Source organism: Kitasatospora sp. NPDC059973, from assembly GCF_042737525.1.
Lineage (GTDB): Bacteria > Actinomycetota > Actinomycetes > Streptomycetales > Streptomycetaceae > Kitasatospora.
Map to the genome: position 1 here is coordinate 49,385 of NZ_JBHWUI010000006.1, position 22,927 is coordinate 72,311.

The 22,927-nt window shown below is 72.5% G+C and carries 15 protein-coding genes; 8 read left to right on the forward strand and 7 right to left on the reverse strand.

The features are described from left to right. Positions 1–155: 155 nt before the first annotated feature. The 3 genes from ACFWA9_RS03140 (at position 156) to ACFWA9_RS03150 (ending at position 2,274) form a co-directional block, all read left to right on the forward strand. Positions 156–758, forward strand: a complete 603-nt coding sequence (locus tag ACFWA9_RS03140) for a TetR/AcrR family transcriptional regulator (RefSeq protein WP_380382647.1) — start codon at positions 156–158, stop codon at positions 756–758. Between the two features lie 131 nt (positions 759–889). Next, entirely contained in the window at positions 890–1,453 is a 564-nt protein-coding gene (locus ACFWA9_RS03145) for a DUF4188 domain-containing protein (protein WP_380382649.1), read from the forward strand. A 104-nt stretch (positions 1,454–1,557) separates the two neighbouring features. Then, positions 1,558–2,274 carry a C39 family peptidase gene (locus tag ACFWA9_RS03150; protein WP_380382651.1) on the forward strand — a complete coding sequence of 239 codons (717 nt, stop codon included), beginning with the start codon at positions 1,558–1,560 and terminating at the stop codon, positions 2,272–2,274. Positions 2,275–2,388: 114 nt separating this feature from the next. Here ACFWA9_RS03150 and ACFWA9_RS03155 read toward each other — a convergent pair whose 3' ends face one another. Next, positions 2,389–3,246, reverse strand: coding sequence for a hypothetical protein (locus tag ACFWA9_RS03155; protein WP_329486721.1), 858 nt, complete (start codon positions 3,244–3,246; stop codon positions 2,389–2,391). A 396-nt stretch (positions 3,247–3,642) separates the two neighbouring features. Between ACFWA9_RS03155 and rpe the strand changes: the two genes are divergently transcribed. The 3 genes from rpe to ACFWA9_RS03170 all read left to right on the forward strand — a co-directional run bounded on the left by rpe (position 3,643) and on the right by ACFWA9_RS03170 (position 6,714). Next, positions 3,643–4,326 (forward strand): ribulose-phosphate 3-epimerase, encoded by a 684-nt coding sequence (rpe, locus tag ACFWA9_RS03160; RefSeq protein ID WP_352290819.1) that lies wholly within the window; start codon positions 3,643–3,645, stop codon positions 4,324–4,326. 121 nt (positions 4,327–4,447) lie between these two features. Next, positions 4,448–5,593, forward strand: a complete 1,146-nt coding sequence (locus ACFWA9_RS03165; protein WP_380382654.1) for an alpha/beta hydrolase — start codon at positions 4,448–4,450, stop codon at positions 5,591–5,593. A 161-nt stretch (positions 5,594–5,754) separates the two neighbouring features. Continuing rightward, positions 5,755–6,714 carry a pirin family protein gene (locus ACFWA9_RS03170; protein WP_380382656.1) on the forward strand — a complete coding sequence of 320 codons (960 nt, stop codon included), beginning with the start codon at positions 5,755–5,757 and terminating at the stop codon, positions 6,712–6,714. Between the two features lie 395 nt (positions 6,715–7,109). Here ACFWA9_RS03170 and ACFWA9_RS03175 read toward each other — a convergent pair whose 3' ends face one another. Next, positions 7,110–7,991: a formylglycine-generating enzyme family protein gene (locus ACFWA9_RS03175; protein WP_380382658.1), complete on the reverse strand. Its 882-nt coding sequence runs from the start codon at positions 7,989–7,991 to the stop codon at positions 7,110–7,112. A 305-nt stretch (positions 7,992–8,296) separates the two neighbouring features. Between ACFWA9_RS03175 and ACFWA9_RS03180 the strand changes: the two genes are divergently transcribed. Then, positions 8,297–8,764: a hypothetical protein gene (locus ACFWA9_RS03180; protein ID WP_380382660.1), complete on the forward strand. Its 468-nt coding sequence runs from the start codon at positions 8,297–8,299 to the stop codon at positions 8,762–8,764. 361 nt (positions 8,765–9,125) lie between these two features. Here ACFWA9_RS03180 and ACFWA9_RS03185 read toward each other — a convergent pair whose 3' ends face one another. Continuing rightward, positions 9,126–9,644, reverse strand: a complete 519-nt coding sequence (locus ACFWA9_RS03185; RefSeq protein ID WP_380382662.1) for a hypothetical protein — start codon at positions 9,642–9,644, stop codon at positions 9,126–9,128. A gap of 373 nt (positions 9,645–10,017) precedes the next feature. Here ACFWA9_RS03185 and ACFWA9_RS03190 point away from each other — a divergent pair, with 373 nt between their 5' ends. Beyond that, positions 10,018–11,025 carry a DNA cytosine methyltransferase gene (locus ACFWA9_RS03190; protein ID WP_380382663.1) on the forward strand — a complete coding sequence of 336 codons (1,008 nt, stop codon included), beginning with the start codon at positions 10,018–10,020 and terminating at the stop codon, positions 11,023–11,025. Positions 11,026–11,078: 53 nt separating this feature from the next. Here ACFWA9_RS03190 and drmB read toward each other — a convergent pair whose 3' ends face one another. Genes drmB through ACFWA9_RS03210 form a run of 4 tightly spaced genes read right to left on the reverse strand, consistent with a single transcriptional unit; the run spans position 11,079 to position 22,883 of the window. Continuing rightward, positions 11,079–12,944: a DrmB family protein gene (drmB, locus tag ACFWA9_RS03195; RefSeq protein WP_380382665.1), complete on the reverse strand. Its 1,866-nt coding sequence runs from the start codon at positions 12,942–12,944 to the stop codon at positions 11,079–11,081. Then, a complete protein-coding gene (locus ACFWA9_RS03200) occupies positions 12,941–16,204 on the reverse strand; it encodes a helicase-related protein (RefSeq protein WP_380382667.1) in 3,264 nt (1,087 codons plus the stop codon). The genes drmB and ACFWA9_RS03200 overlap by 4 nt, the downstream gene beginning before the upstream one ends. Then, positions 16,201–18,120: a UvrD-helicase domain-containing protein gene (locus tag ACFWA9_RS03205; protein ID WP_380382669.1), complete on the reverse strand. Its 1,920-nt coding sequence runs from the start codon at positions 18,118–18,120 to the stop codon at positions 16,201–16,203. Before ACFWA9_RS03205 ends, ACFWA9_RS03200 begins: the two co-directional genes overlap by 4 nt. Continuing rightward, positions 18,117–22,883 (reverse strand): DEAD/DEAH box helicase, encoded by a 4,767-nt coding sequence (locus ACFWA9_RS03210; RefSeq protein WP_380382671.1) that lies wholly within the window; start codon positions 22,881–22,883, stop codon positions 18,117–18,119. Before ACFWA9_RS03210 ends, ACFWA9_RS03205 begins: the two co-directional genes overlap by 4 nt. Between the last annotated feature and the right edge of the window lie 44 nt (positions 22,884–22,927).

Genomic DNA, 22,927 nt, shown 5'->3' on the forward strand with positions numbered 1-22,927 from the left:
CGTCCCTCTCGTCTCATCCCGCTCGTCGCGCCCTTCGCGCCGTGCCCCGGTCCCGGGCGCGGCGCGAAGGGCTTCGGCGCGGCGCGCACGCGTGGGCCGCGGGCCTTCGGCGTACCCGCCGGTCACCCCGGTGGGCTGTGGTAACACTGGCTGACATGACGGAAAGGCCTGCCGAGCGCAGTAGTTACCACCACGGGTCCCTCCCCACGGCGCTGGTCGCTGCGGCGCTGGCGCTGCTGGACGAGGAGGGACAGGCGAAGGTCACCATGCGGGAGGTGGCACGGCGGGCGGGCGTGTCCCCGGGCGCGCCGTTCCGGCACTTCCCCGACCGGCAGGCGCTGCTGACCGAGCTGGCGGACCAGGTGCTGGCCGACTTCGAACGGTGGCAACTGGCCGAGATCCGGCGGAGCGAGGGCCCCGCGATGAAGGCGATGGGGCTGGGGTTCGTCCGCTACACCATCCATCACCCGCACCGGTTCGAGCTGGTCCGCTCCCGGGTGTTCACCGCCTCCCGGCAGCCGGAGCTGCGGGAGCGGCTCGCCGGGATCGACGAGGCGCTCACCGGCTTCATCGTCGCGGACCAGGAGGCGGGCCGGTTGCGCCCCGGGGACCCGGCCCTGGTGGGCCTGGCCGGGCAGGCGCTGGTCTACGGGCTCGCGCAGATGATCCTGGACGGGTACCTGCCGCCGGAGAAGGCGGAGGAGCTGGCGGTGCAGGTGCTGGACACCTTCGGCCAGGGGATCGCCGGCCGGAGCTGACCGAGCGTCAGTCCTGATCAGCAACGACCTTTCCCGCTAGCGGATTTGATGGCACGCGGAGCCTTGACCGGACTCCCGCTCGCTGATGTAATCACCGATTACATAGGTGGAGCAGAGAGCTGGGGGCACGCATGTTCGCCAAACCGACTCCGGGATACACCACCGCGGCCGTCACCGGGGACACCGTGGTGCTGCTGATCGGGATGCGCATCAACCGCTTCTGGGCCGTCCACCACTGGATGCCGGTGATGGCGGCGATGTTCCGGATGCTCCACGACCTGGCCAAGGAGCCGGAGCGCGGCCTGCGCGGCCGCATCCTCCTGACCGCCTCGCCGCGGACGTACTACATCGTCCAGTACTGGGAGTCCAAGGAGAAGCTGTACGCCTACGCGTCCGCGCCGGACGCCTTCCACCACAAGGTGTGGGGGATGGTGAACCGCAAGATACGCGCCGGGAAGGTCCGCGGGCACGTGGGGCTCTGGCACGAGACGTACATGGTGCCGGAGGGGTCGTACGAGGCGATCTACTTCGACATGCCGCCGTTCGGGCTGGCCGGGGCGCACGGGTCGCTGCCGCTGGAGAGCCGGGGGCGCCGGGCGTCGGACCGGCTCGCCTACCGCTCGGCGGCGGGGGGCCAGAAGGCGCCGGGGGAGACACCCGGGGGCGGGACGGCGTCCGGGTCAGCGCCGCAGTAGTACGCCGGGCGGCCCCCGGGGGTCCGGCGGGCCGCCCGGGCCCCGGCCTGAGCGAGTGTGTGTCGCGGGCCCGTGGCGGCCGGGCGGCGTGAGAGCGTCGGGGGATGGTGGAGAGCGGTGGCCGGGCGGCCGTGGTGCACGAGGTGCCGTACTACGCGCAGTGGGAATCCCCGGAGCTGGTACAGGAGATCATCGACGGATCGGTGGGCGCGGCGGACGACCCGCGCTGGGGGCAGTCGGGGGCGCAGACGCCGGAGGACTACGCGTACTGGTCCTGGCGGCTCTGCGGAGTGGCGTGCCTGCGGATGGCGCTCGACCGCTGGTGGGGGGTGGCGCCGCCGCAGGTCCCGCTGGCCGCGGAGTGCCTGGCGGCCGGTGCGTACGAGCGGGACGGCGAGCGGCTGCACGGGCTGATCCACACGCCGTTCGCCGCGTACGTCCGGGAGCGGTGGGGACTGGCCGCGCAGGCGCGGGAGCTGACGGCCGACGAGGTCGCGGCGGAGGTGGCCGCGGGGCGCCTGGTGATGCTGTCCGTGCACCCCGCGATCCGCGAACCCGAGGGGCCCGAGCCGCACCGGCGCGGCGGGCACCTGGTGCTGGCGGTGGGCGTCACCGGCACGGCGCTGGTGATCCACAACCCGTCCGGGTTCGCGGGGGAGTCACAGGCCTACGCGCACGTGCCCTGGCGGCTGTTCGACCGGTTCTACGCGGGGCGCGGGATCGTGCTCGGCCCGCCGGCGCACGGCCGGTCGGCCGAGGCCGGAGAGCCGGAGGCGGCGGAGGGGGCGGGGGCGGCGGGGGCGGAGGACGCGGGGAGTTGAGCGGCGGCCGGATCGGGCGGCCGAGGAGAACCGGCCATCGGCCCGGCCGTCCGGCACTGGCCGTCGAAGTAGCCGGTGCCGGGCGTCCGGTGTCGATGAGTCAGGTCCTCGGTGTCAGGCCGTGGTGGCCGGCAGGCCGATCGGGTTGATCGGGGGCAGCGCACTGCGACAGAGCGCCGAGATCGGCGTGAGCGCGGCGGCGAGCCGGTCGAGTTCGGTGCGCGGATGGCTCTCCCACACCCGGGCGGCGGCCAGGTCGGTGGCGGCCTCCAGGGACTGGTGACGGATCCGGCCGCACTCGGTGATCGTGCCGCGCTCCGTCAGCCAACCGCGTTCCACCAGACGGGCGGTGGCGGCCGCCCACTCCTCGTCGGTCCAGCCGCGCATCGGCTGCAGCACCTCGCGGCGGACGTCCAGCGCGCAGCGCACCACCAGCGCCTCGCAACCGTCCAGCCCGGCGGAGACCAGCGCCGCGACATGGCCGTCGCCGCGGTGCTCGCGCATCACGGTGGCGGCCTGCCAGAGCCGTCCGTACAGGCCGGCCGGGCGGGGGACGGCGGCGTTGGCGGCGGCCAGCACCCGGCCCGCGCAGTCCAGCCGGTCGACGGCCCGCTCCAGCAGGTCGGCCACCCGTTCGACCTGTTCCGGCTCCACGTGCTCCAGCAGCCGGGCGAGCGCCGCCGAGGCGCCCGCGACCCGGGCCGCCAGGGCGCTGTCCGGGTCCGCCCGCTTCCAGACGTCCGGCAGGGCGCGTTCCACCATCGAGGGCGCGAAGTTGAAGAACGCGGCGACCACCGGCGGTGCGTCGACCGCGCCCAGCGGCGCCGCCCGCCCGGCGAAGTAGCCGCGCCAGCCGCCGCGCAGTCCGGCCTCCTCGAACGCCGCGCGGCCCTCGGGGGAGAAGTAGGTGACGGCGTGCACCGGCTCGAAGAGCCACCACAGGGCCCGGGCGGGATGGACCAGATCGGCCAACGGAGGACCTTCCTCGGAGTGAGCACGAAGAGTGCGTGAGGGGGGTGGGAGGGGGGTGCTTCTGTGGAGCTCGGAGGGGGTGGTTCCGCGACTGCGTGAGGCGGCTGGGAGGGGGTGCTTCCGCGGAGCGGGCCGGGCCCCGCGGGGGGAGTTCCGGTGCGGGATCCGCGGAGGGAGTGTGGCGGAAAAGGGGCGGGAGCGAGGGCGGCCGGAGGTGCGAACGACGGGTTTCACAGGGCTGATGACCACGGCGGCGCTCGCGCTAACCCCCGAGCGGGTGTGATGCGGGTCACGGGGAGGGTTCGCCGTTCAGTTCCCGCCCGCTCCCCGCGAGATGATGGGGCGAGGTGGCCGTGTCGGGCGCCGGGAACCCTCGTAGGAAGCGAAGCATCGGAAATGGCGCAGATCAACCCCAGCATCCTGTCCGCGGACTTCGCCAGGCTCGCCGACGAGGCCGAGGCCGTCAGGGGCTCGGACTGGCTGCACGTCGACGTGATGGACAACCACTTCGTGCCCAACCTGACCCTGGGCGTCCCGGTGGTCGAGGCCCTCGCCCGGGCCACCGGCACGCCGCTCGACTGCCACCTGATGATCGAGGAGCCGGACCGCTGGGCCCCGCAGTACGTCGAGGCCGGCGCCGGCTCCGTCACCTTCCACGTCGAGGCCGCGGCCGCGCCCGTCCGGCTCGCCCGGGAGATCAAGGCCAAGGGCGCCCGCGCGTCCATGGCGCTGCGGCCCGCCACGCCGATCGAGCCGTACGAGGACCTGCTGCCCGAGCTGGACATGCTGCTGATCATGACGGTCGAGCCGGGCTTCGGCGGCCAGGCGTTCCTGGACATCATGCTGCCGAAGATCCGCCGCACCCGGCAGCTGATCGACAAGCACGGCCTGGAACTGTGGCTGCAGGTGGACGGCGGGGTCTCCGCGAGCACCATCGAGCGCTGCGCCGAGGCCGGCGCGGACGTCTTCGTGGCCGGCTCGGCGGTGTACGGCGCGGAGGACCCGGCCGAGGCCGTCGCCAAGCTGCGCGCGCTCGCGGACGCGGCGACCGCGGACTCCTGGTGGGCCTGCAAGCACTGAGTCGTCGGGGACACCGCCCCCGGGCCGCGGTGACGAGTTGTTGATCAGCTGTGACGGACACGGTGCGGCCCGCGGGCCGGGCCCGACGTACAGTGCCGGCTGACTGTCGGAGGGGAGAACCGTGGACCTGGACCAGCAGGGGAGTGGACACGCCGGAGCGGTGGGTGCCGGAGCGGTGGGTGTCGGGGTGGCGGGCGGCGTTCCGGTGCCGCCGCCCCCCGTCGCCCCGCCGCCGCCCGTGATGGCACCGCCGCCCGCCGTGCCGCCCGTGATCGGCGTGACCGGCCGGGCCCGCACGGGCTTGTTCGGCCCGGGGGCGTTCGGCCCCGGGACGCTCGGGCGGCGCCGGCTGCTCAGGGCGGGCCTCGGCCTCGGCGGCCTCGCCGTCGTCGGCACCGGTACCGCGGTGGCCCTGTCCGGCGGTTCGGACGGCTCGGGCAGGGGGTCCGGCGGCTCCGGTGGCCCGGGCGTGCCCTCCGCCGCCGGTACGACCCCCGCCACGGCGCCCACCGGTACGGCGGCACCGTCCGGCGCCACGGCCGTCGTCCCCTCGCTCCGCAGCGAGGAGCAGCACTCGGCGGCCCGGAACGGCGCCGCGGTGAAGATGATCACGATCGTCCCGGAGGGCATCGCCCGCCCGGCCGACCTGCCGGTCTGCGTCGCCCTGCACGGGCGCGGCGCCACCGCCCAGGCGTGGACCGACCTCGGACTGCCGCAGATCCTGGTCGCCGCCATCGCGGCCGGCGTCCCCCCGTTCGCGGTGGTCGCCGTCGACGGCGGCGACGCCACCTACTGGCGGCGCACGCCGTCCGGCGACGACCCGCAGAAGATGCTGCTGGAGGAGCTGCCGGGCTGGCTCGCCAAGCAGGGGCTGCGCGCGCCCGACGCGGCGATGGGCATATCCATGGGCGGCTTCGGCTCGCTCCGCTACGCCCGCAACCGGGGCGCCGGCTTCGGCCCGGTCGCGGTGCTCAGTCCGGCGCTGTTCCGCAGCTGGGGCGACGCCAAGGCGGTGGGCGTCTTCAAGGACGAGGCCGACTGGCGCGAGAACGAGCCGCTGCTCCACCAGGACCAGCCGCACGGCCGCCCGATCGGCGTCTGGTGCGGCACCGAGGACCCGTTCTGCGACGCGGCCCGCAAACTGGCCGGCGACACCGTCCAGGCCCGCTTCACCCCCGGGGTCCACGACGCGGCGTACTGGCGCAAGGTCCTGCCGGACGCGGTCGCCTTCCTCGGCCGCGCGCTGGCGGGCCGCGGCGCCGGCTGACGGGGCGGGGCGGGTGGCCGGCTGATCGGCTCAGCGGGGGCCGGCCGTCCGGAGTGGGTGGAGCGCCGTCCCCGCATGGTGGATGATCATTGTCGACGCCCCTCCGGCCCGGACCGCACGGCCCCGGCCGGCCCCGACCCGTACGGTGGTGGATCCGCGACATGAGCAACCTCAACCAGAAGCCCGCTCCGACCCCCTGCGGCGGCGAGTCCGGCGCCGGACCGGTCCGCGAACTGCTGACCGGACGCCAGGTCCCGCTGGGTGAGAGCACCGTCGTGCGCCGCCTGCTGCCCAACCTCGGCCGCCGGATGGTCGGCGCCTGGTGCTTCGTCGACCACTACGGCCCGGACGACATCGCCGACGAGCCCGGCATGCAGGTCCCGCCGCACCCGCACATGGGCCTGCAGACGGTCAGCTGGCTCCACCAGGGCGAGGTCCTGCACCGCGACAGCCTCGGCAGCCTGCAGACCGTCCGCCCCTACGAGCTGGGCCTGATGACCTCCGGCCGTGCGATCTCCCACTCCGAGGAGTCCCCGCGCGCGCACGCCCGCTTCCTGGAGGGCGCCCAGCTCTGGGTCGCCCTCCCGGACGCCCACCGGCACACCGCCCCCGCCTTCGAGCACCACGCCGACCTGCCCGTCGTCACCGCCCCCGGCCTGCGCGGCACCGTCATCCTGGGCAGCCTCGACACCGCGACCTCCCCCGGCACTGCCTACACCCCCCTGGTCGGCGCCGACCTCGCCCTGACCGAGGGCGCCGACCTCAAGCTCCCCCTGGAGCCCGGCTTCGAGTACGCCGTGCTCGCCATGTCCGGCAGCGTCGACGTCGACGGCGTCCGCGTCGAACCGGGCTCCATGCTCTACCTCGGCACCGACCGCCGCGAACTCCCCCTCCTGGCCCGCACCGACGCCGCCGTCCTCCTCCTCGGCGGCGAGCCGTTCGAGGAGAAGCTGGTCATGTGGTGGAACTTCATCGGCCGCTCCGGTGAGGAGATCAACCAGGCCCGCGAGGACTGGATGACCACCACCCGCTTCGGCGAGGTCCACGGCTACGACGGCGCCCGGCTCCGCGCCCCGGAACTCCCCGCGCTGCCCCTCAAGCCACGCGGACGGGTGCGCTGACCCGCGGAAATAGAGGCCATTGACTTCGTCTGTCTTTGCCGCCAGTCGGTCCTTCTGCTTGTTTCCGGTAGTCGCTGCAAGGGGGGCGATGTGGGACATTGCGTGGGGGTCGGGAGGTTGCAGGATCGGCGTGGTGGTTGCGGGTGTGGCTGAGTTTGACAGAGTTCAGTCGGATCGGTGCTGACCTGTTGCTGGCTTTCCTGACGTCGGATCATCTGCGGAACTCGTTCGGCCCCGCAGGCACGGCGTCGGGGAACAGGTGGGAGGGCGGCACCATGCCCGCGTCGGCTGCCTGAACGCACCACGGTGGTGACCGCCGGGTGCCGGCGGGCGCTGTCGAACGTGCCGTCCGTGGAGGAGCCGTCGACCAGGATCATCTCCACGTCGGCCGTGCACTACCGGGCGCTGATCGCATCCAGCACCGTCGGCAGGGCGAAGTCGGTGTTGCCGGCGTGGATCACGACCGACAGCGCCTGGCCGTCACCGGCGTCGGCGGGGGGTGGGCTGGTGCTGGCCGAGACCGGTGTGCTGGGCGGATCCCGTCGTGAAGTACCGGTGGGTGACGGCCTGGGGCTTGAGCGTGTCCGCGAGGCTGGTGTGCGTGCGTCACGGCCAACTCCATTCGTCGAGTACGGCGGCGGCCTGGGGTCAGCCGTGGTGGGTCGGGGATTCAGTGCAGAGCCGACTGTTCCGGCAGTGCGAGGAGGTCGGTGAGCAGGACCAGTCCGGCCGGCCTCCGGTGCCTTGCGGTGGGAGCAGCCCGTGATCACAAGGTGCCGATCACGCGGGTCTCCCCACCCGGAAGCCGATGCCTGGCGAGGTGGACTCGGCCGGCGCGGCGTTCGGGAACGTGCACCTGGCGTACAGCGGAGAGGAGTTGCCCCGCGGATGACGAACCCGCCGCCGATCGTCTTCGACGCGGTCCACTCCCAGCAGTTGCCCGCCATGTCCCACAGACCGGTCGGTGTCCGCCCGCGCGGGTGGGAGTCGAGGGGAGTGCGCCGCCCGCAGACGTCGTGCAGATTCGCCCGGCTCTCGTCCGGTTCATCTTCGCCCCACGGGTCGGGACGGCGTTCGGTGCCCGAGACCGCCCACTCCCACTCCTTCGACAGCGGCAGCCGGCCGCCCGGATCGGCCGCGATCCGGGCGGCCTGGGCCTGAGCCAACCCGACCGGCGGCCGGGGGCGGAGGCCGAGCTGAGCAGGCGTGACCGGGGTCGCCGTCCACTCCAGGTCGACCACTTGCAGTGGCCGTTGCCAGTCGCCGAACAGGCACACGCCGCCCGGTGCGGGACCCAGACGATCGCGAGCCCGGCTGGGTCAGCCGTCATCGCTTCCCGTTCATCCGGCGATCAGGAACAGGTCTTCGGCGCTCGCCCCGGCCCGGACCCCACCCTGGCTGCGGCGGTCACGGTGCCCGATGGCCGGCCACCGGACGCGGTCGCCGTGCTCTGGCCCGCGCTCGGCGTCAAAGCCGCCCACTACGGGGCCGTTCGGCGCCGAACTGGCCCGCGCCGGGCCACAGCCTCGGCGGACAGCTCTCGCTGCTGCACGCGGCCGCCCACCCCGGCGAGGTCGACGGCGTGGTGCTGGTCGCGGCTGGCTCCGTCGACCAACGCGGCTTCCCCGGCCTGGCCGGCCCGCGCGTGCTCGCCGCCACCCACCTCACGGCGGCCGCGGCCGGCGCGGTCGGCTACTGGCCCGGCGACCGGCTGCGCTTCGCCGGCCGCCAGTCCGCCATCCTGATGCGCGACTGGGCCCGGATCTGCCGCACCAGGCGGTTCGAGCCCGCCGGCGCCGACTGGGACTACGAGGCGCTGCTCGCCGCCGCCGGGCCCGTGCTGGCCGTGTCAGTGGCCGGCGACCGGCTGGCGCCCGTCCCGGCCGTCGACCTGCTCTGCGCCAAGGTCCCGGCCGCTCCGCTCACCCGGCACCACCACGGCCCCGACGCCACCCGGACGCCGGACCGGCCGCTGGACCACTTCCGCTGGGTCCGCGACTCCGGCGCGATCGCGGACCGGATCCGCGCCTGGTCCGACACCCACCACTGAGACCGGGGGCCCGCCCGCCCCCGCTCCCTACCCCCTGCTCCCCCCGAGAGGAAACGCATGCGCGCAACGGCCATTTGGCGCCGGCCGAAAGCCTGGCTGACCGCCATCGTCGGCGCCCTGCTCGCCGTCATCTGCACGTCCACCTACCTCGGGTCGAGCATCGACCCGCAGGGCCGGCTGCACGACCTGCCGGTCGGCATCGTCAACGCCGACACCGGCGCCACCACCGCGAGCGGCGAACGGGTCGAACTCGGCCGGACCATCCTGGACGGCGTCCTCCAGCAGGGCGCCACCAGCACCGAATCGCCTGGCAGGACCTCGGCCCCGGCGCTGCGCCTGCTGCTCGCCGACCCCGTCCAGGTCACCACTGTCCCCGGCCACCGTCCCGGCGAAGTCCGGCGGCGACACCCTGCCCCTGTACTGCGCGATCATGCTGCTCCTGGCCGGACTGCTCCCTGCCATCATGGTCACCACCGGCCTGGACGTCGCCCTCGGCTACCTGCCGATGGAACTCGGCCCGAAGCGTGTGCTCCAGCTGGCCGCACCGATCTCCCGCACCCAGACCCTGCTCGCCAAGGCCGGCATCCGCGCCGGAGCCGTCGTGCTCAGCGGCACCGCGGTCCTCGCCACCGCCGCCGGCCTGCTCGGTCTCGACACCGCGCACCTGTTCCAGCGCTGGCTGCTCTCCATCGGCAGCATCGTCACCGTCGCCACCCTGACCCTCTGCCTGGTCGCGGCGCTCGGCACCCCGTGCCAGCTGCGGGCCCTGCTGCCGGTCACCCTGTTCGGCGCCCCCCGCCCGCCACGTCGTCGACGGCGTCCGGGCCGTGCTCCTCTTCGACGCCCGCGCCACCGCCCGCCTCTCCTCCGCCTGGCTCACCCTCGGCTGCTACCTCCTCCTCGCCCTCGCCATCGGCTTTGCCGCTACCCGCTACCCGCCACTACGACCACCGCGGCCACACCCGCACCCACCCCCTCGACCCCACCCCCACCCGGGTCCCCGTTCCGCAGGCCGGCTGTGGATCGATTCGGCGTCCGGTCCGGTCGACGATCGGGGATGATCGTCCCGGACCGGACCTGGCCGGATCGTCGAAGCAAAGATGTTCGAACGCGGCGCAACCGGTGTTGCCGGCGGCTTCCGGGAGTGCGTCGTGTGCGTCACAACCGTCGACTGCTGCCGATGGGAGATGCGATCATCGACGCTCGGGGGGCCCGCTCGGGTCACTCTCTCCCGACGAGCACGAACGGTGATCATGGAGGAACCCCACCCCGAACGCCTCAGCTGCCTCGCCGTGTGCGCCGGTGCAGGGGGCCTCGCGCTCGGCCTTGAACAGGCGGGCTTCGACCCCGTTCTGCTCCTGGACAACCGACCCGTGGCCTGCGAGACCCTACGGCTGAACCGTCCCGACTGGAAGGTCCTCGAAACCGACCTGCTGGACTTCGACCCGTTGGACTATCAGATGGTCTACGACGTTGACCTGCTGGCCGCCGGCCTGCCCCGGGTGAAGGCGAGCGCCGCGGTGAAACGAGAGGACAGCACCGAGGAGCTCCGGCTCCTCGAAGCGACGATCATGCTCATGCACGCCGTACGGCCGCGGGCCCTGCTCATCGAAAACCTTCCCGAGCTGGCCACCAAGCCCGCGTTCGACCCCATCCGCACCACCGTCGCGGCCGAGCTGGAGCACCTCGGATACCGGCACCGGTGGTTCGTCCTCAACGCGATGCACCACGGCGTCCCGCAGGACCGTAAGCAAGGGATCCTGGTGGCGCTGAAGGGGGACGCCATGGACGGCTTCGTCGAGCCGGCGCCCGAAACCGCGCCGCCGATCACCGTGGGGGAGGCGCTGGGCACCTCCATGGCCGCACGTGGCTGGCCCCACGCGACCGCCTGGGCCGCGCAGGCCGACCGGGTCGCCCCGACGTTGGTCGGGGGCTCCTGGAAGCGTGGTGGGGCGGATCTGGGGTTGACCGGGTCGAAGCGGGCCTGGGCTCGGATGCGCGTGAACGGCGGTACCGTCGCCGACGAGGTCCCCGGACCCGACTTCCCCTGGGACGCCTCACTCGGAGTCAAGGAGATGACGCCGCTGACCGTCGAGCAAACGGCGCGGCTCCAGGGCTTTCCGGCGGATTGGGCCTTCGCCGGTGGCAAGACCGCCCGCTACCGCCAAGTGGGCCAGGCTTCGCCGCCCCCGGTGAGCCGGGCCCTCGGGCTTGCGATCCGGACGGCGCTCGGGCGCCCGACGGATCCGGAGCACCGGTGAGCCGGGGTGGGACGGCACACACGGCGGTCCCACCCCGTGTCACTTCCCGAGGCTCACCGGCCGAGCAGGTGCGAGAAGAAGCCGATCGACGGGTCCTCCGGGGTGCCGACCAGGAGCGCCCGGTCGAGCAGGCCGTTGTTGTGCTCGCAACTGGTCTCCGGAAGCATGACGCAGGCGTGGCAGGCCGCCAGGTTGGTACCGCCCGCACCCGAGGTCTCGGTCTCGATGCAGAGCGGGTCGGCGGAACACCATTCGGCCCGATGTGCCGCCGAGTGCACGGCCCGCGCGAGGCGGTCGATCTCGCCCTGGGCGACCAGGCCGCCGAGGCTGCCGGCCGAGTCGCTGGTGGCCGTGTAGATCAGCACACCGGCCATCGTCTCGCCCGAGTAGATCCGCTCGCGGAGCGAGGCGGCCGGGTAGCCGGAGTCCAGGCTCCACTCGTTGATCATCACGTGCGCGAAGGTGTGCAGCAGCGCCATGCGCGGAGTGGCGGGGGAGACCGGGACCCGGGTTGGGTCCGAGGCCCGCTCGGCGAGGACCCGCTGGTGTCGGTGTCGGATGCGCTCGACGCGTGCGGCCACGGCGGGCAGTTCGGCCCAGGCGTCGACCCGCTCCTCGTCGAACCGGAGGAAGACACCCTCGCCGTGGACCTCCATGGCGGGCAACCAGTCGGTGGGGGTCAGGGAGAGTGCCGCCTCGTGGCCCTCGTGCGAGGTCTCGGGATCGATCACCCGGGTGAACGCCTGGAGAGCGCGGACCTCGCGAAGCTTCTTCACCAGCATCGGTCCGGCCAGCCCGAGGCCGGCCGGCGGCTTCGGGTCGCCCGTCGGGGGCTCACAGACGAACTGCTCGGTGTGACCGCAGGATTCCTCCGGGTTCCCCATGCACAGGCGCTCGTACTCCACCTCGCGCAGGGCGCGGTAGCGCTGCTCCTGGTCGAGCTCGAGACCCTCCTCGCCGTCGAGGTCCTCGGCTTCCATCGCGGAGAGCAGTTCCACCACCTGCTCGGGGGTCACCGGGGGGCGGGAGCCCTGGAAGATGTAGCCCAGATGGATCCCGATCTCGGCGAGGGTGGAGCAGGCGCGGAGCTTCTCCCAGTGCTCGCCCAGCGCCTGGACCCGGGTGTCGCTCCACGGGGGGATGGACAGGGCCGAGCGGAGCACCGGCTGCCACACGGAGGAGGAGCCGCGCTGCAGGGTCCGGGGCGTTAGGGAGCAGGCGTCCTTGGGGGCGTCCTTCAACCACGGACGCTCGCCCCGGCAACCGATGTGCAGCTCCTTGAGGGCACCGGCCCGGAAGGAGCCCTCCATGGACACCTCGGGCACTCCGCAGGAACAGGAGAGCACCACCGAGCGGAGCGAGGAGGTGCGGCCCGAGGACCGAAGGCTCATCCGGCCGCCGCAGAAACCGGCCTCGCCGTCGCCGCGGCGCCCCCGATGCAGCCACGTCCAGTACGGGAAGTCGGAGAGGTGCCCGTCCTCGCACGCCACCACGAACCGGGAGGGCACCAGGGTCTCGGCGCACTCGCCGCACTCGTTGCGCCCCGCCGGGGAATTGAACTTCCGGACGTGGTCCAGCGCGTGGCACCCGGGGCAGTGGTGCCACAGTGGGAAGCGCCGGACCCGGATGCCGTCGCGACTGTCGTCGCCCGAAGCGGGCGGCAGACGGAAGTGGCTCACGTTCAGTACGCGGGCGAGGCGAGGCTCGTGGATCACGGGGGATTCGTCGCGGGGCCACTGCTCCTGCGCGGCGTCGATGCCCGCGACGATGAACGACTCCTGTTCCACGGCGATCAAGGAACCCACGCCGTAGGTCGTGATTGCCTGGGCCCGGCGGATCGCCCCGCGGCGGGGCAGCGTGCGGGCCGGTGCGGCGGAGCTGATGCCGGCGCGTCGGCGGCGGGAAGGGGGCGGGGTCATCGGGATGCCTCCACGAAGAGAGCGGACTCGGCGTCGACGTCGCGGAGGGACCACAAGGTCTCCCACGCCTCGACGTCCTCCAAGGCGTCGTTGTAGGGCTTGAGCAGCGAGCGGGTGGGGTTTCCGCGCTTGGGCTCGTAGAACAGACCGTTGTGCGCCTCGGCCTCGTCGTACCACCAGTCGACGAACTCATCGAAGGCCGCGGCCACGTGGGCGACCTCCTTGGCGGCGCTCTCCGGCGGGGAGACCTGCTCGACCCGTTCGAGGATCCTCGGGCGGATCGTTTCCCTAAGCTCGTCCACGAAGAGGTCGATGTCACCCGCGTTCTCGTTCTCGCGGGCGGCGGGGATCAGGATCCGGGCGAGGGCGACGATCACCGCGTGCAGGCCCCGGGCGCGGGCGCGGGCCGAGAACGGGGTGACCGAGGTGGATTCGACCTCGCGGTAGAGCGCGGAGTGGAAATGCTGGAAGTTCTCGTAGTGGGATCGGTCACGGGAACGGCCCGCGTTGAGCATCACCGCCACCAGGCCGGGGTGCGCGCGGCCGACCCGGCTGGTCGCCTGGATGTACTCGGCGGTCGTCTGCGGCTGGCCCATGACGGCCATCAGTCCGAGCCGGTTCACGTCCACGCCCACGGCGATCATGTTCGTGGCCAGAAGGACGTCGACCACGTCGTCGCCCGGGAGCCGCCGCTCGATCTGCTTCAGGCGGGCCGGGATGTCGCTGGCGTCGACCCGACTGGTCAGCTCGGAGTAGTTGTCGACGGGACGGGGCTCGCAGCCGTCCCGCTCGGCAAGGTGTTCCAGGTAGGCCACGACGTCGTCGTGGACCTGGAGTTCGGCGGCGGACAGCAGCCGCAGGCTGTTGAAGTAGCCGACCAGGGTCCAATAGGCGTCGCGCACCCGGTCGGTGGTGTCGGCCTGCATCGCCTGGTGGAGCAGCGTGGCGTAGGTACGGATCAGCAGCGTGGACTGGCTGGTCCCTGGCGCGAGCAGACCCACGAAGCGGCGGGACGCCTTCTCACCGGCGGAGGTCTCGACGGCGAACCAGGAATCCCGGGCGTCCAGACCGGCCGGCGGGAACTGCCGGACCTCACGGGAGAACAGCGCCCGGCCCTGCTCGGCGGCGCGGCGGATGGTGGCGGTCGACGCGATCACCTTGGGACGGTCGGCGAGCACGTCGACGGCCGTCTCGTACAGGCCGGTCAGGGTACCCAGCGGACCGGAGATCAGGTGCAGCTCGTCTTGCACGATCAGCTCCGGGGGCGGGGTGGAGTCCTGCCTGTCCCGGTTGAACAGGGCGGCGGTCTCCTTCCGCCAGGGCATCGAGGCGAACTTGTCGACGGTGGCGATGACCAGGGTCGGCCGGGCGTGGTAGATGGTCTGGTCGACCAGGTGCACGGGCAGTCCGTCGGAGAACGCGCAGTCCGGGCCGGAGCAGCGGACGTCCATGCGGACGGCCTCCTCGTCGACCGAGTAGTGATGGGCGTCGAGGGCGGACCCGCACCACGGGCAGGCGTGCAGCTGGACCGGGTTCTCCTTCTGGAGCACCCGTCCGGCGCGGGCCGCGCCGAGCTGTTCGGCGGCGGCCTTCAGGGTGTTCGGGGTGGCGGACCGTCCCACCCACATGCCGAGCGAGATCTCCTCGTGCCCCAGCTCGGCGGAATTCTCGCGGCGCATCCGTTCCATGGCACAGATCAGGATCGCGGCGCGCTCGAACTGCTGGAGGGTCAGGAGGCGCAAGGTGTACCGCATCAGTACGGTGACGCCGCCGCCCGCAGGCCCCAGTCGCATCCGGCGCAGGAAGGTGGTCAGCGCGATCAGGCCCAGGTACGCCTCGGTCTTGCCACCACCGGTGGGGAACCACAGCAGGTCCGACACACCGCGGTCGGGGTGGTTCGGGTCGTCCACCCCGGCCAGGCACAGCAGCACGAAGGAGATCTGGAACGGACGCCAGCGCGCGGATGCCAGGTCCGGCTCGCCTTCCCGACCGTGCCGGACCCAGTCGCTCCGGGCCCGCTGGGTCGCCATGGCTCGGTTGGCCAGGCGGAACGCGCGCATTAGGTCGGGCTTGTCGCGGAGCAGCGCGATGCCTTCCCGGATCCGTTCCAGGGCCTCACCACACGATCGGATCGCCTCGGACGCGGCCTGTTCGTACGGCGTGCCCGCGAGCTCCGCGGCCTCGTCCCGCTTCCGTCCGATCCACCGCTCGTAGCCCGAGGCCAGGCCCTCCAGGGCGGCGATCACTTCGACGTCGGGGGCCTCGGCGAGGCCGAGCATGGTGAGTGCCTCGTCGTCGATCTCCGGATTGGAGTCGGTGAGCAGCACCTCGTGCGTGGGTACGAACTCGGTGCGGACCTCCGCCACGGCCGCGTCCGTCTTGTCCGTGAGGCCGACCGGGGCGGGCGTCCAGTCCCACACCGCCGCACAGCCGTGGCCGGTGGCGAAGGTAGGGGCGTGCCGGTGCAGCAGTCGGCTGGTCTCCAGTTCCGCGTCCACGGCGGACAGGGCGGCGGGGCGCTCCACGAAGGCGCTGGAACCGTCGGCGGCGCGGACCGTCAGGCCGGTCTGGAAGAGGGCGAAGGCGTCCTGCAATTCGCGTTCGCCCACCTTCCGGACGTTGACCAGGGCGACGGTGACGGTGACGGTGTCGGTCTCCGGGGACGGGCGGCGCACGTGGACCTCCAACCGCGCCGTCCCGTCGAACAGGTCACGGGACGCGCCACGACCCGGGCGTGTGACGTCGATCGTGGTGTCCGGCAGGTCCAGCTCCACCCGGCGCCAGCGTTCCCGCTGGTCGGAGGTGGTGCGGGCCTCGCTGCGCCGGGCCGAGACCTTGCGACCTTCGGCGTCCTCCGGCTCGTAGACCGCGGCGCGCGCCGATACCACGATCTCCCGCGCCTCGTCGAGGTCGACCGCGAAGGTCAGGCCGACGGAGGAGGGGCGTCGGTCGCCGGCATTGGGGCGCTCGGTACCCGGGCCGGACTCGTCCGCGCCGTCCGCCCCGGTGACGGGTTCCTCGTCCAGGCCCTCCTCCTCGGCGGCGTCCTCCTGGATGCGCAGGCGGGCGTCGGTATCGGCCGGGCGGGGGAAGAGCACGCCGACGGGGTAGCGGGTGATCGGCGCGTCCTGGTCCAGGACCTCGGCGCGGTCCTCGGCGGCGGCGTCGACGTCGGGGCCCAGCAGCTCCCGGCGGAGCCGGGCCACCAGGTCCTCGCGGACCTCGTAGTGCGCCTCGTGGCGCCCTGCATGGATGGTCATTCCTGCTCCTCCTCGGCTCCGGCGAGGTGCCGGAACCGTCCGATTCCGCTGATGCGCGGGGCGATCCACACCCCGCGGTCGCCGATGCCCGCGTTGGCCCCGGCGGCCGTGCTGCCCGCGACCGACTCCAGACAGTCGACGCGCAGGCCGGAGATCTCCTCGGGCCACCGGATGTCCCAGGTCGGGCCCACCTTCAGAACCGCGTACAGGTGGCATCTGAAGACCTCGGAGGCGTCCCCGATCTCCCGTCCCTCGTGCAGCAACGCGTACCCGGGACTCTGCTCGGGGCCCAGGGGGAGGGCGTCCCGCAGTCGGAACGTCACCGCGTCCCCCGGCCGCACCCGTTCCAGCAGGTGCGACTGGGCGGCGGGGGCGTCGTGTGCGGCGTCGGCCGGTTCCCGTGTGCAAACGTCGCCGGCCCGCACCTCGATGCCGTCGCGGCGCCACTTGAGGCGTGGGTTGAGGACACCTCGGTACCAGCGGCCGGTCGGCCTGTGCTTGAGCAGCGTCGCGGTCACGGGCGCCGCGATCCGGTACAGGTCCTCGCGGGCCCGGGTCATCGCGACGTAGAGCGCGCGGGCCTCGGCGGGCGTGTCGAGCTCGTTGTCCTGTCGACGCAGTTCGGTCACGGTCGGCGGGGTGAGGAGCACCACCCGGTCGAACTCCAATCCCTTGGAACGGTGAACCGTGGACACGATCAGCCGGGCAGGCTCCGGGTCGGCCAGCTCGTCCGGGAACCGGCGCTCCGCCACCAGCCCGCGCAGCCGCGCCACGTCGAGGGTGCCCCGTCCGTTGCCGCGGGCCGCCCCGCGAAGGGCCCGCCACACCCGGTCCGGGTCGGTGCCCTCGGGCAGTGGCATCGCGAGGAGCAGTTCGCGCAGCCGTGCCTCGGTGAGGGTGGCGGCCTCGGTGCTGCGCAGCAGTTCGGCGACCCAGTGCGGTACCGGCCGGTCCTGGAGCGAGCGGCGCAGGGCATGAGGTACGCCCTGCTCCTGCAGCAGCTGCGAGACGAGCAGGGCCTGTCGGTTGTCGCGGGTCAGGATCGCGCAGGTGCCGGGGAAGGAGCGCAGCGAGTCGAGGGTGTACGAGTCGGTGAGGGGACCCAGGTCCGGGAGGTCGAGCAGCAGTTCGCGCAGCTCGCCGTGGAGCCGTTCGGCCGCCGCGTCGACGCCCTCGGGCGCGCTGCCGATGCCCTGGACGACGCGGCCGAGCGGGAGCGCCGTGCGCGCTTCGGGCGTGACGGCCCGGAAGTTCCGGGTCAGCACCAGTTCCACCAGGTCGTCGGCGTACGAGGCACGGACCCAGCGCAGGAAGAGGTCGGTCCGGTCGGCGTACTCCTCCGGGTCCTGGATCTGGAAGTCGTAGATCGCCTGGGCGGGATCCCCGATGAGGGTGAATCCGCAGGAGTCCTGGAGGCGGTCGAGCAGTGCCTCCACCATCTCGCGGCGCGCACCCACGAGGTCCTGCACCTCGTCGACGATCAGGTGGGCGGGCGGACCTGCCTCCAGGGCATCCAACGCGCCCTTCTCGATCGCGTCGGTGGCGGCTCGGATCCGCTCGTCGAAGGAGAGCGCCGACCACTCGCCGTCCGGGTGAACCTGCACCAGGAGGGAGTACGCCCACGAGTCGAAGGTCTGCACCCGCACCCGTCGGGCGTGCTCGCCGTGCCGGGCGATGCGGTCGCGAAGCTCGCGGACGGCGGCACGGGAGAAGCTGAGGACCAACAGCTCGCCGGCCTCCAGCGCCCCGTCCGGGTCGGCGTTGCCGACGAGCGCGTCCATGCGGCGCACCAGGGTGTGCGTCTTGCCCGTACCTGCTCCGGCGGTGACCAGCAGGCGGGTGTCCCAGGGCTGGTCCACGACGGCCTGTTGCTCGGCCGTGAGGACCGGGCCGTCCTCGGAAGGAAGGGTGGTCACTTCTTGCTCCAGAGGTGCTCGAACGCGGTGAAGGCGAGGGCGGTGTCGAAGTTCCGGATGTTGTCTCTGACGTTGAGGATCAGGCAGGTGTCCTTGCCGCCGTTGCGTGGGCCACGCAGACCGCGCCCGATCATCTGCTGATACACGTTCGGGCTGTAGACGGGTCGGGCGACGACCACGGCGCGGGTGGCGGGGGCGTCGAAGCCCTGGGTGAGGACACCGTAGTTGGTGAGCACCCGCACGCGACCGTCACGGAAGTCCCGGATGCGGGCGCGGCGGTCGTTGTCGGAGGTGGTGGCGTCCACCGAGGAGGCGGAGATGCCTTGGTCCCTCAGCTTGGCCGCCAGATACTTGGCGTGCTCCACCGAGGTGGCGAACACCAGCACCGGCCAGTCGTCGTCCATCGCCGTGATCTCCGCGATGATGCGTCGGCTGCGGTCGTGGTCGTCGGCCAGTCGCTGTTCGGCGGCCTTGGAGAGCAGGCTGAACTGTTCGGCGCTCGCTCGCTCCTGGCGGTCCAGCACGATGGTGCCGCCGATCAGTTCCTTGTGTTCGACGCGTGCGAGCACGCCCAGCTCCTGGAGGTGCCCGTAGGCGTCGCCGGAGGGGAAGACGCCCTCGTCCAGCCGGCGGGCGCCGAACCGGTTGACCAGCCGGCGGGTCTCCTCCTCGTTGTGGCCGCGGAACGGGGTGGCGGTGAGGCCGAGCAGGTGCCGTTCGGTCCGGTGCTGAGTCAGGCCGAGCAGACTCAGGATCTCGGTGTAGCTCGGGCTGGTCGCGACGTGCGCCTCGTCCACCACCACCAGTGCGGCGGCGCGGAGCCAGGCGTACCGGTCGGTGCCCAGGCACACCCGCAGTTTGGCGTCGGTGGCCACCACGAGCTGCGGCCCGTCGGTGACCGGGGCCGCCTCGTTGGAGGTCCACAGCCGGTTGATGGTCAGCCGGTCCTGTGCCCCTGCCCTGCTCCAGACGAACTGCCAGCTCTGTACGGCCTGTTCGCACAGTTCCTCGGTCTGGGCGATCCACAGGATGGGGCCCTTGAGCACGCCGGTCTGCTTGACCCAGCGGATGACCGCCTCGGCGGTCACGCGCGTCTTGCCCGCGCCGGTGGGCAGGGACAGCATGGCGCGCTGTGGGGTGAACCGGTCCAGCATCTCGAAGATGTTGAGGGCGAGCCGCTCCTGGTAGTCGTGCAGGCGCGGGAAGTCCCGGGGGCCTTCCACGGTCAGGCTCTGTTCGAGGGCCGGGGCCCGGTAGCCGGCGAAGGGCGTGGGCAGACCGAGGTCGGCGACGAAGGAGACCGCCGACGGACCACCGGTGTAGGAGGAGGGAGCGCTCGGGAAGCGCTCCAGGATGTCGCGTGCGTGGATCTTGAGCACGGTGTCGCCGTGTGCGTTGAACGCCATCTGGGCGATCCGCAGACCGGAGGGCTCCTTGCCGTCCGACTCCTGGAGTTCGGCCTCCAGGAGTCCGGCGGGGAGCCGGTCGCGGAGCGCCTGCGCCCCGATCAGCAGTTCCAGCTTGGCCGTCACGTCCTCGGCCCCGCGGATCGCCTTCAGTGTGGATCGCACCTGCTCGTCCTGCTCCTGGCGGGTCTGCGCGTCCAGAACCGCCCGGCAGCCCGTCTCGCCCATGCGCAGACCCAGCTCCCGGTCCACGGCGCGGAGCACGCCGAGTCGGTCCAGGGAGTCCAGGACCTTGATCACATTCCCGTCGCGCGCACTCTCCAGGGACTTCGCCCGGGGGCGGTGCGGGGTGCGGACCACCTCCTCCAACGCGGTGCAGCGCAGCAACGTGTACGTGCCGACCGAGTTGCCCATCCTCTGGCGCAGCGTCGGGAACTCCTCGACCAGCGGGACCGGTTCCACGGTCGACTCGTGCCGGGTCTCCCGGGTGACGGCGTCGTCGTAGCGCAGCATGCCCCAGCGCTCGACCATGAGCTCGGCGGACTCCCGGTCCGGCATCAGCAGCGCCGGCACCCGCTCGGAGCGCAGCGAGCGGTATTCGTTCCGGTCGGCGGCGACGGCAATCTCGCCGTCCTCCCGGGTGTCCCAGGCGTCGCCGACCCGGCAGCGGGTCAGCGAGTCCTCGGGGAAGTCGATCTCCAACCGGGTCAACAGGGCGTAGGTCGAGCCGACGAACGCGTCGTCCTCGCTCTCCTGCAGCTTCCCGAGGAGCTGCTCCCACTGCTGCGGGCGGACCTTCTCGACGCTGCTCGCGAGTCCGAGCTTGCGCGCCTTCTCGGTACTGAGCGACGCCACCGGGAGCACGTCACGGTACGCGTCGAGCTGGGGTCCCACGGCCTCCTTGAGGAGCTTGAGCCCCTGGGAGGTCCTCACCCGACCGTGCCGACCGAGCATCCAGCGGATCGGGGACGCCACGGACTGGCGCGTGCCGGCCTGTGCTCCGATCTGCAGGGTCCAGCTCTCGATCAGGGCTTCCTCGGGCAGCGCCTGCAGGAAGGCCGCGCGGGCCTCGTCCGAGAGCAGGGGCAGCAGGTGCAGCGGCCCGCCGACGGGCGAGCCCTCGATCCTGGTCCTGGCCAGGGTGGGCCGACTCGCCTGGTCGTCGAGCCTGCGGCAGTACGCCCTGTGAATGGCCTCCCGGTACTCCTCGAACCAGGGTTCGTCCTTGGGCCGGTGGCCGGGAGTCGGACGGTCCCGCAGGCCCAACTCACGGAAGAATCCCGTGTCATCGGAGTGGAAGCGCATGTCCACCGCGATCTCGGGGTCGCTCTCCGCGGTGACGACGACCCCGGGAAGCAGACAGTCGCGGACGAGGCGGAAGCGACCGTCCGCGGTGCGCACCATCAGGGTGTCCGTCGGGGCCGGCACCCGGTCGGTCACCTCGTGGCCCACCACCGAGGAACCCGCCCGGTGGAACAACTCCCAGAAGCGGGTCCACTTCTGCGGACCGTACGAGGCGAAGCCCTGGTCGAGGACGCTCACGAAACGCCCCCGGACGTCGGCCTCCTGGATGCCGAGGGTGGTGAGGGCGGAGTAGAGCGATGGGTCGTCGGACAGGGCGCGGTCGACGTAGACCAGCGACTCCCGCAGCCCGTCCTCCTCGGTACGCCGGTACACCACGCCGCCCAGTGGGGCGACCAGTCCGTGCTCCTCGGTGAGGACGATCCTCGCCTTCCGGGCCTCGGCGGCACAGGCGGCGTTCGAAACGATCATGTCGGCGACGATCCGGATGGCGGCCGCCGAGGCCGGGGCCGAGCCGTCCGAGGCCAGCGCCTCCAACCAGGTGACGACCGAGGCCCGCGGCCGTCCGGCGGCGGCCAGGATGTGTTGGACCTTGCCCGATCGCAGGTCCGTGACCTCGACCGAGGGGTGCACCCAGTCGCGAGGACGGTCGGCGTACGCGTGCCAGATCCGCAGCCAGCGGTTGACCGCGCTGCTGTCCTTGCCCAGGTCGGGATGGATGTTCAGGTCACGGGGCGTGCGCAGCACACCGTCCTGGTCGGGCAACGACGGGCGTGCCGCCGCGGCGGCCCAGATCTGCTCGGTGAGCAGGCGGTCGGCCCAACTGATCGTCTCCACGCCCTTGCTGCGACCGGGCAGCAGCGGGAGGTACGCGCCGGGGTCCTCCGCCGGGGCGAGCTCGGGCAGCGACTCCACCACCAGCCGGGCCGCGACCCGGATCATCTCGACGTTGAACGGCGAGGAATCGAGCAGGTTCTGGCGGTCCTCGTTGGTCTTCCAGGCGCCGTTCAGGATGCCGCTCAGGGTCATCTCGTACTTGGTCGGGAAGAAGGACCAGAACCTGCCCCGGCCTCGGGCGTCGGCCGCGCTGAGCACCCCGGTCTTCTCGTCGGCGCGGTAGGCCGGAACGGCCCAGGACAGGTCGATGGAGACCCGATCGTGCAGCTCGCCGGCGTCGCGGCGGGCCGCCTCGGTCGGTTCGTGGGCGACGGTGAAGACCCGCCACTGCGAACTCGCCGGCTGCTTGCCGACGCGGTCCTCGTGGATCGTGTGCAGGCTGCCGTCCTGCTCGGACCGGAGGGCACGGCGCGCGATCCGGCCCGGCCGGCGGTCCTCCAGCACCACCGGGCCCACGTGCGGGGAGAAGAGGTGGAAGCCCGAGGGGAACTCCTCGCGGGTGTCGTGGCCGGCCACGCCCTGGTGGCCGTGCATGTCCTTGCCCAGCCGATCGGCGGCGCCGGGGAGCAGCGGAAGGCGGACCACCGTGGTGGCCCACTCCAGCAGCTCGTCCAGTACGGGGTCCCGGCGGCGCTCGGCGGCCATGTCCAGCTCGCGGGCCATTCGCAGCACGGGCGCCTCGAAGTCCTTGCCGAGCCGCTCGCAAACGCCGGGGACATTCCGGATCAGCTCGTACGACCAGGCCCGGTCGAAGCCGAAACTGCCTCCGCTGCTGAAGAATTCGGGTGCGTCGGTCACCACCAGGACCGACTTCACGCCCACGCCGAAGCGGCCGATCTGCCCGCCGCGCTTGCGGGACATGCTCATGCGCAGGATGGTCTCGGCACCCTCGGGCGTCACGGGGTCACCCTGGTTGGCGCAGTAAAGGTGGGTGCCGGTGAGGACGACGTGGATCCGGCCGCCGGGCTCGCCGCGCAGCTCGTCGGCCGCGTTCTGGACGAGCTCGAAGAGCTGCCGGTCGCCGTACCCACCCTGGGTGATGCGGCGTTCGCCGTTGGCGTGTTCGGGGATCAGGCCCGGATCGATGCCGTAGGTCTCCAGGACGCGGAGGGACTGCTCGACGACGGTACGGATCACCGGGGACTGCGGATCGGCCACGAATGGTTCCACTTCGGATGCGGTGGGCGGTGGGAACGTATGCC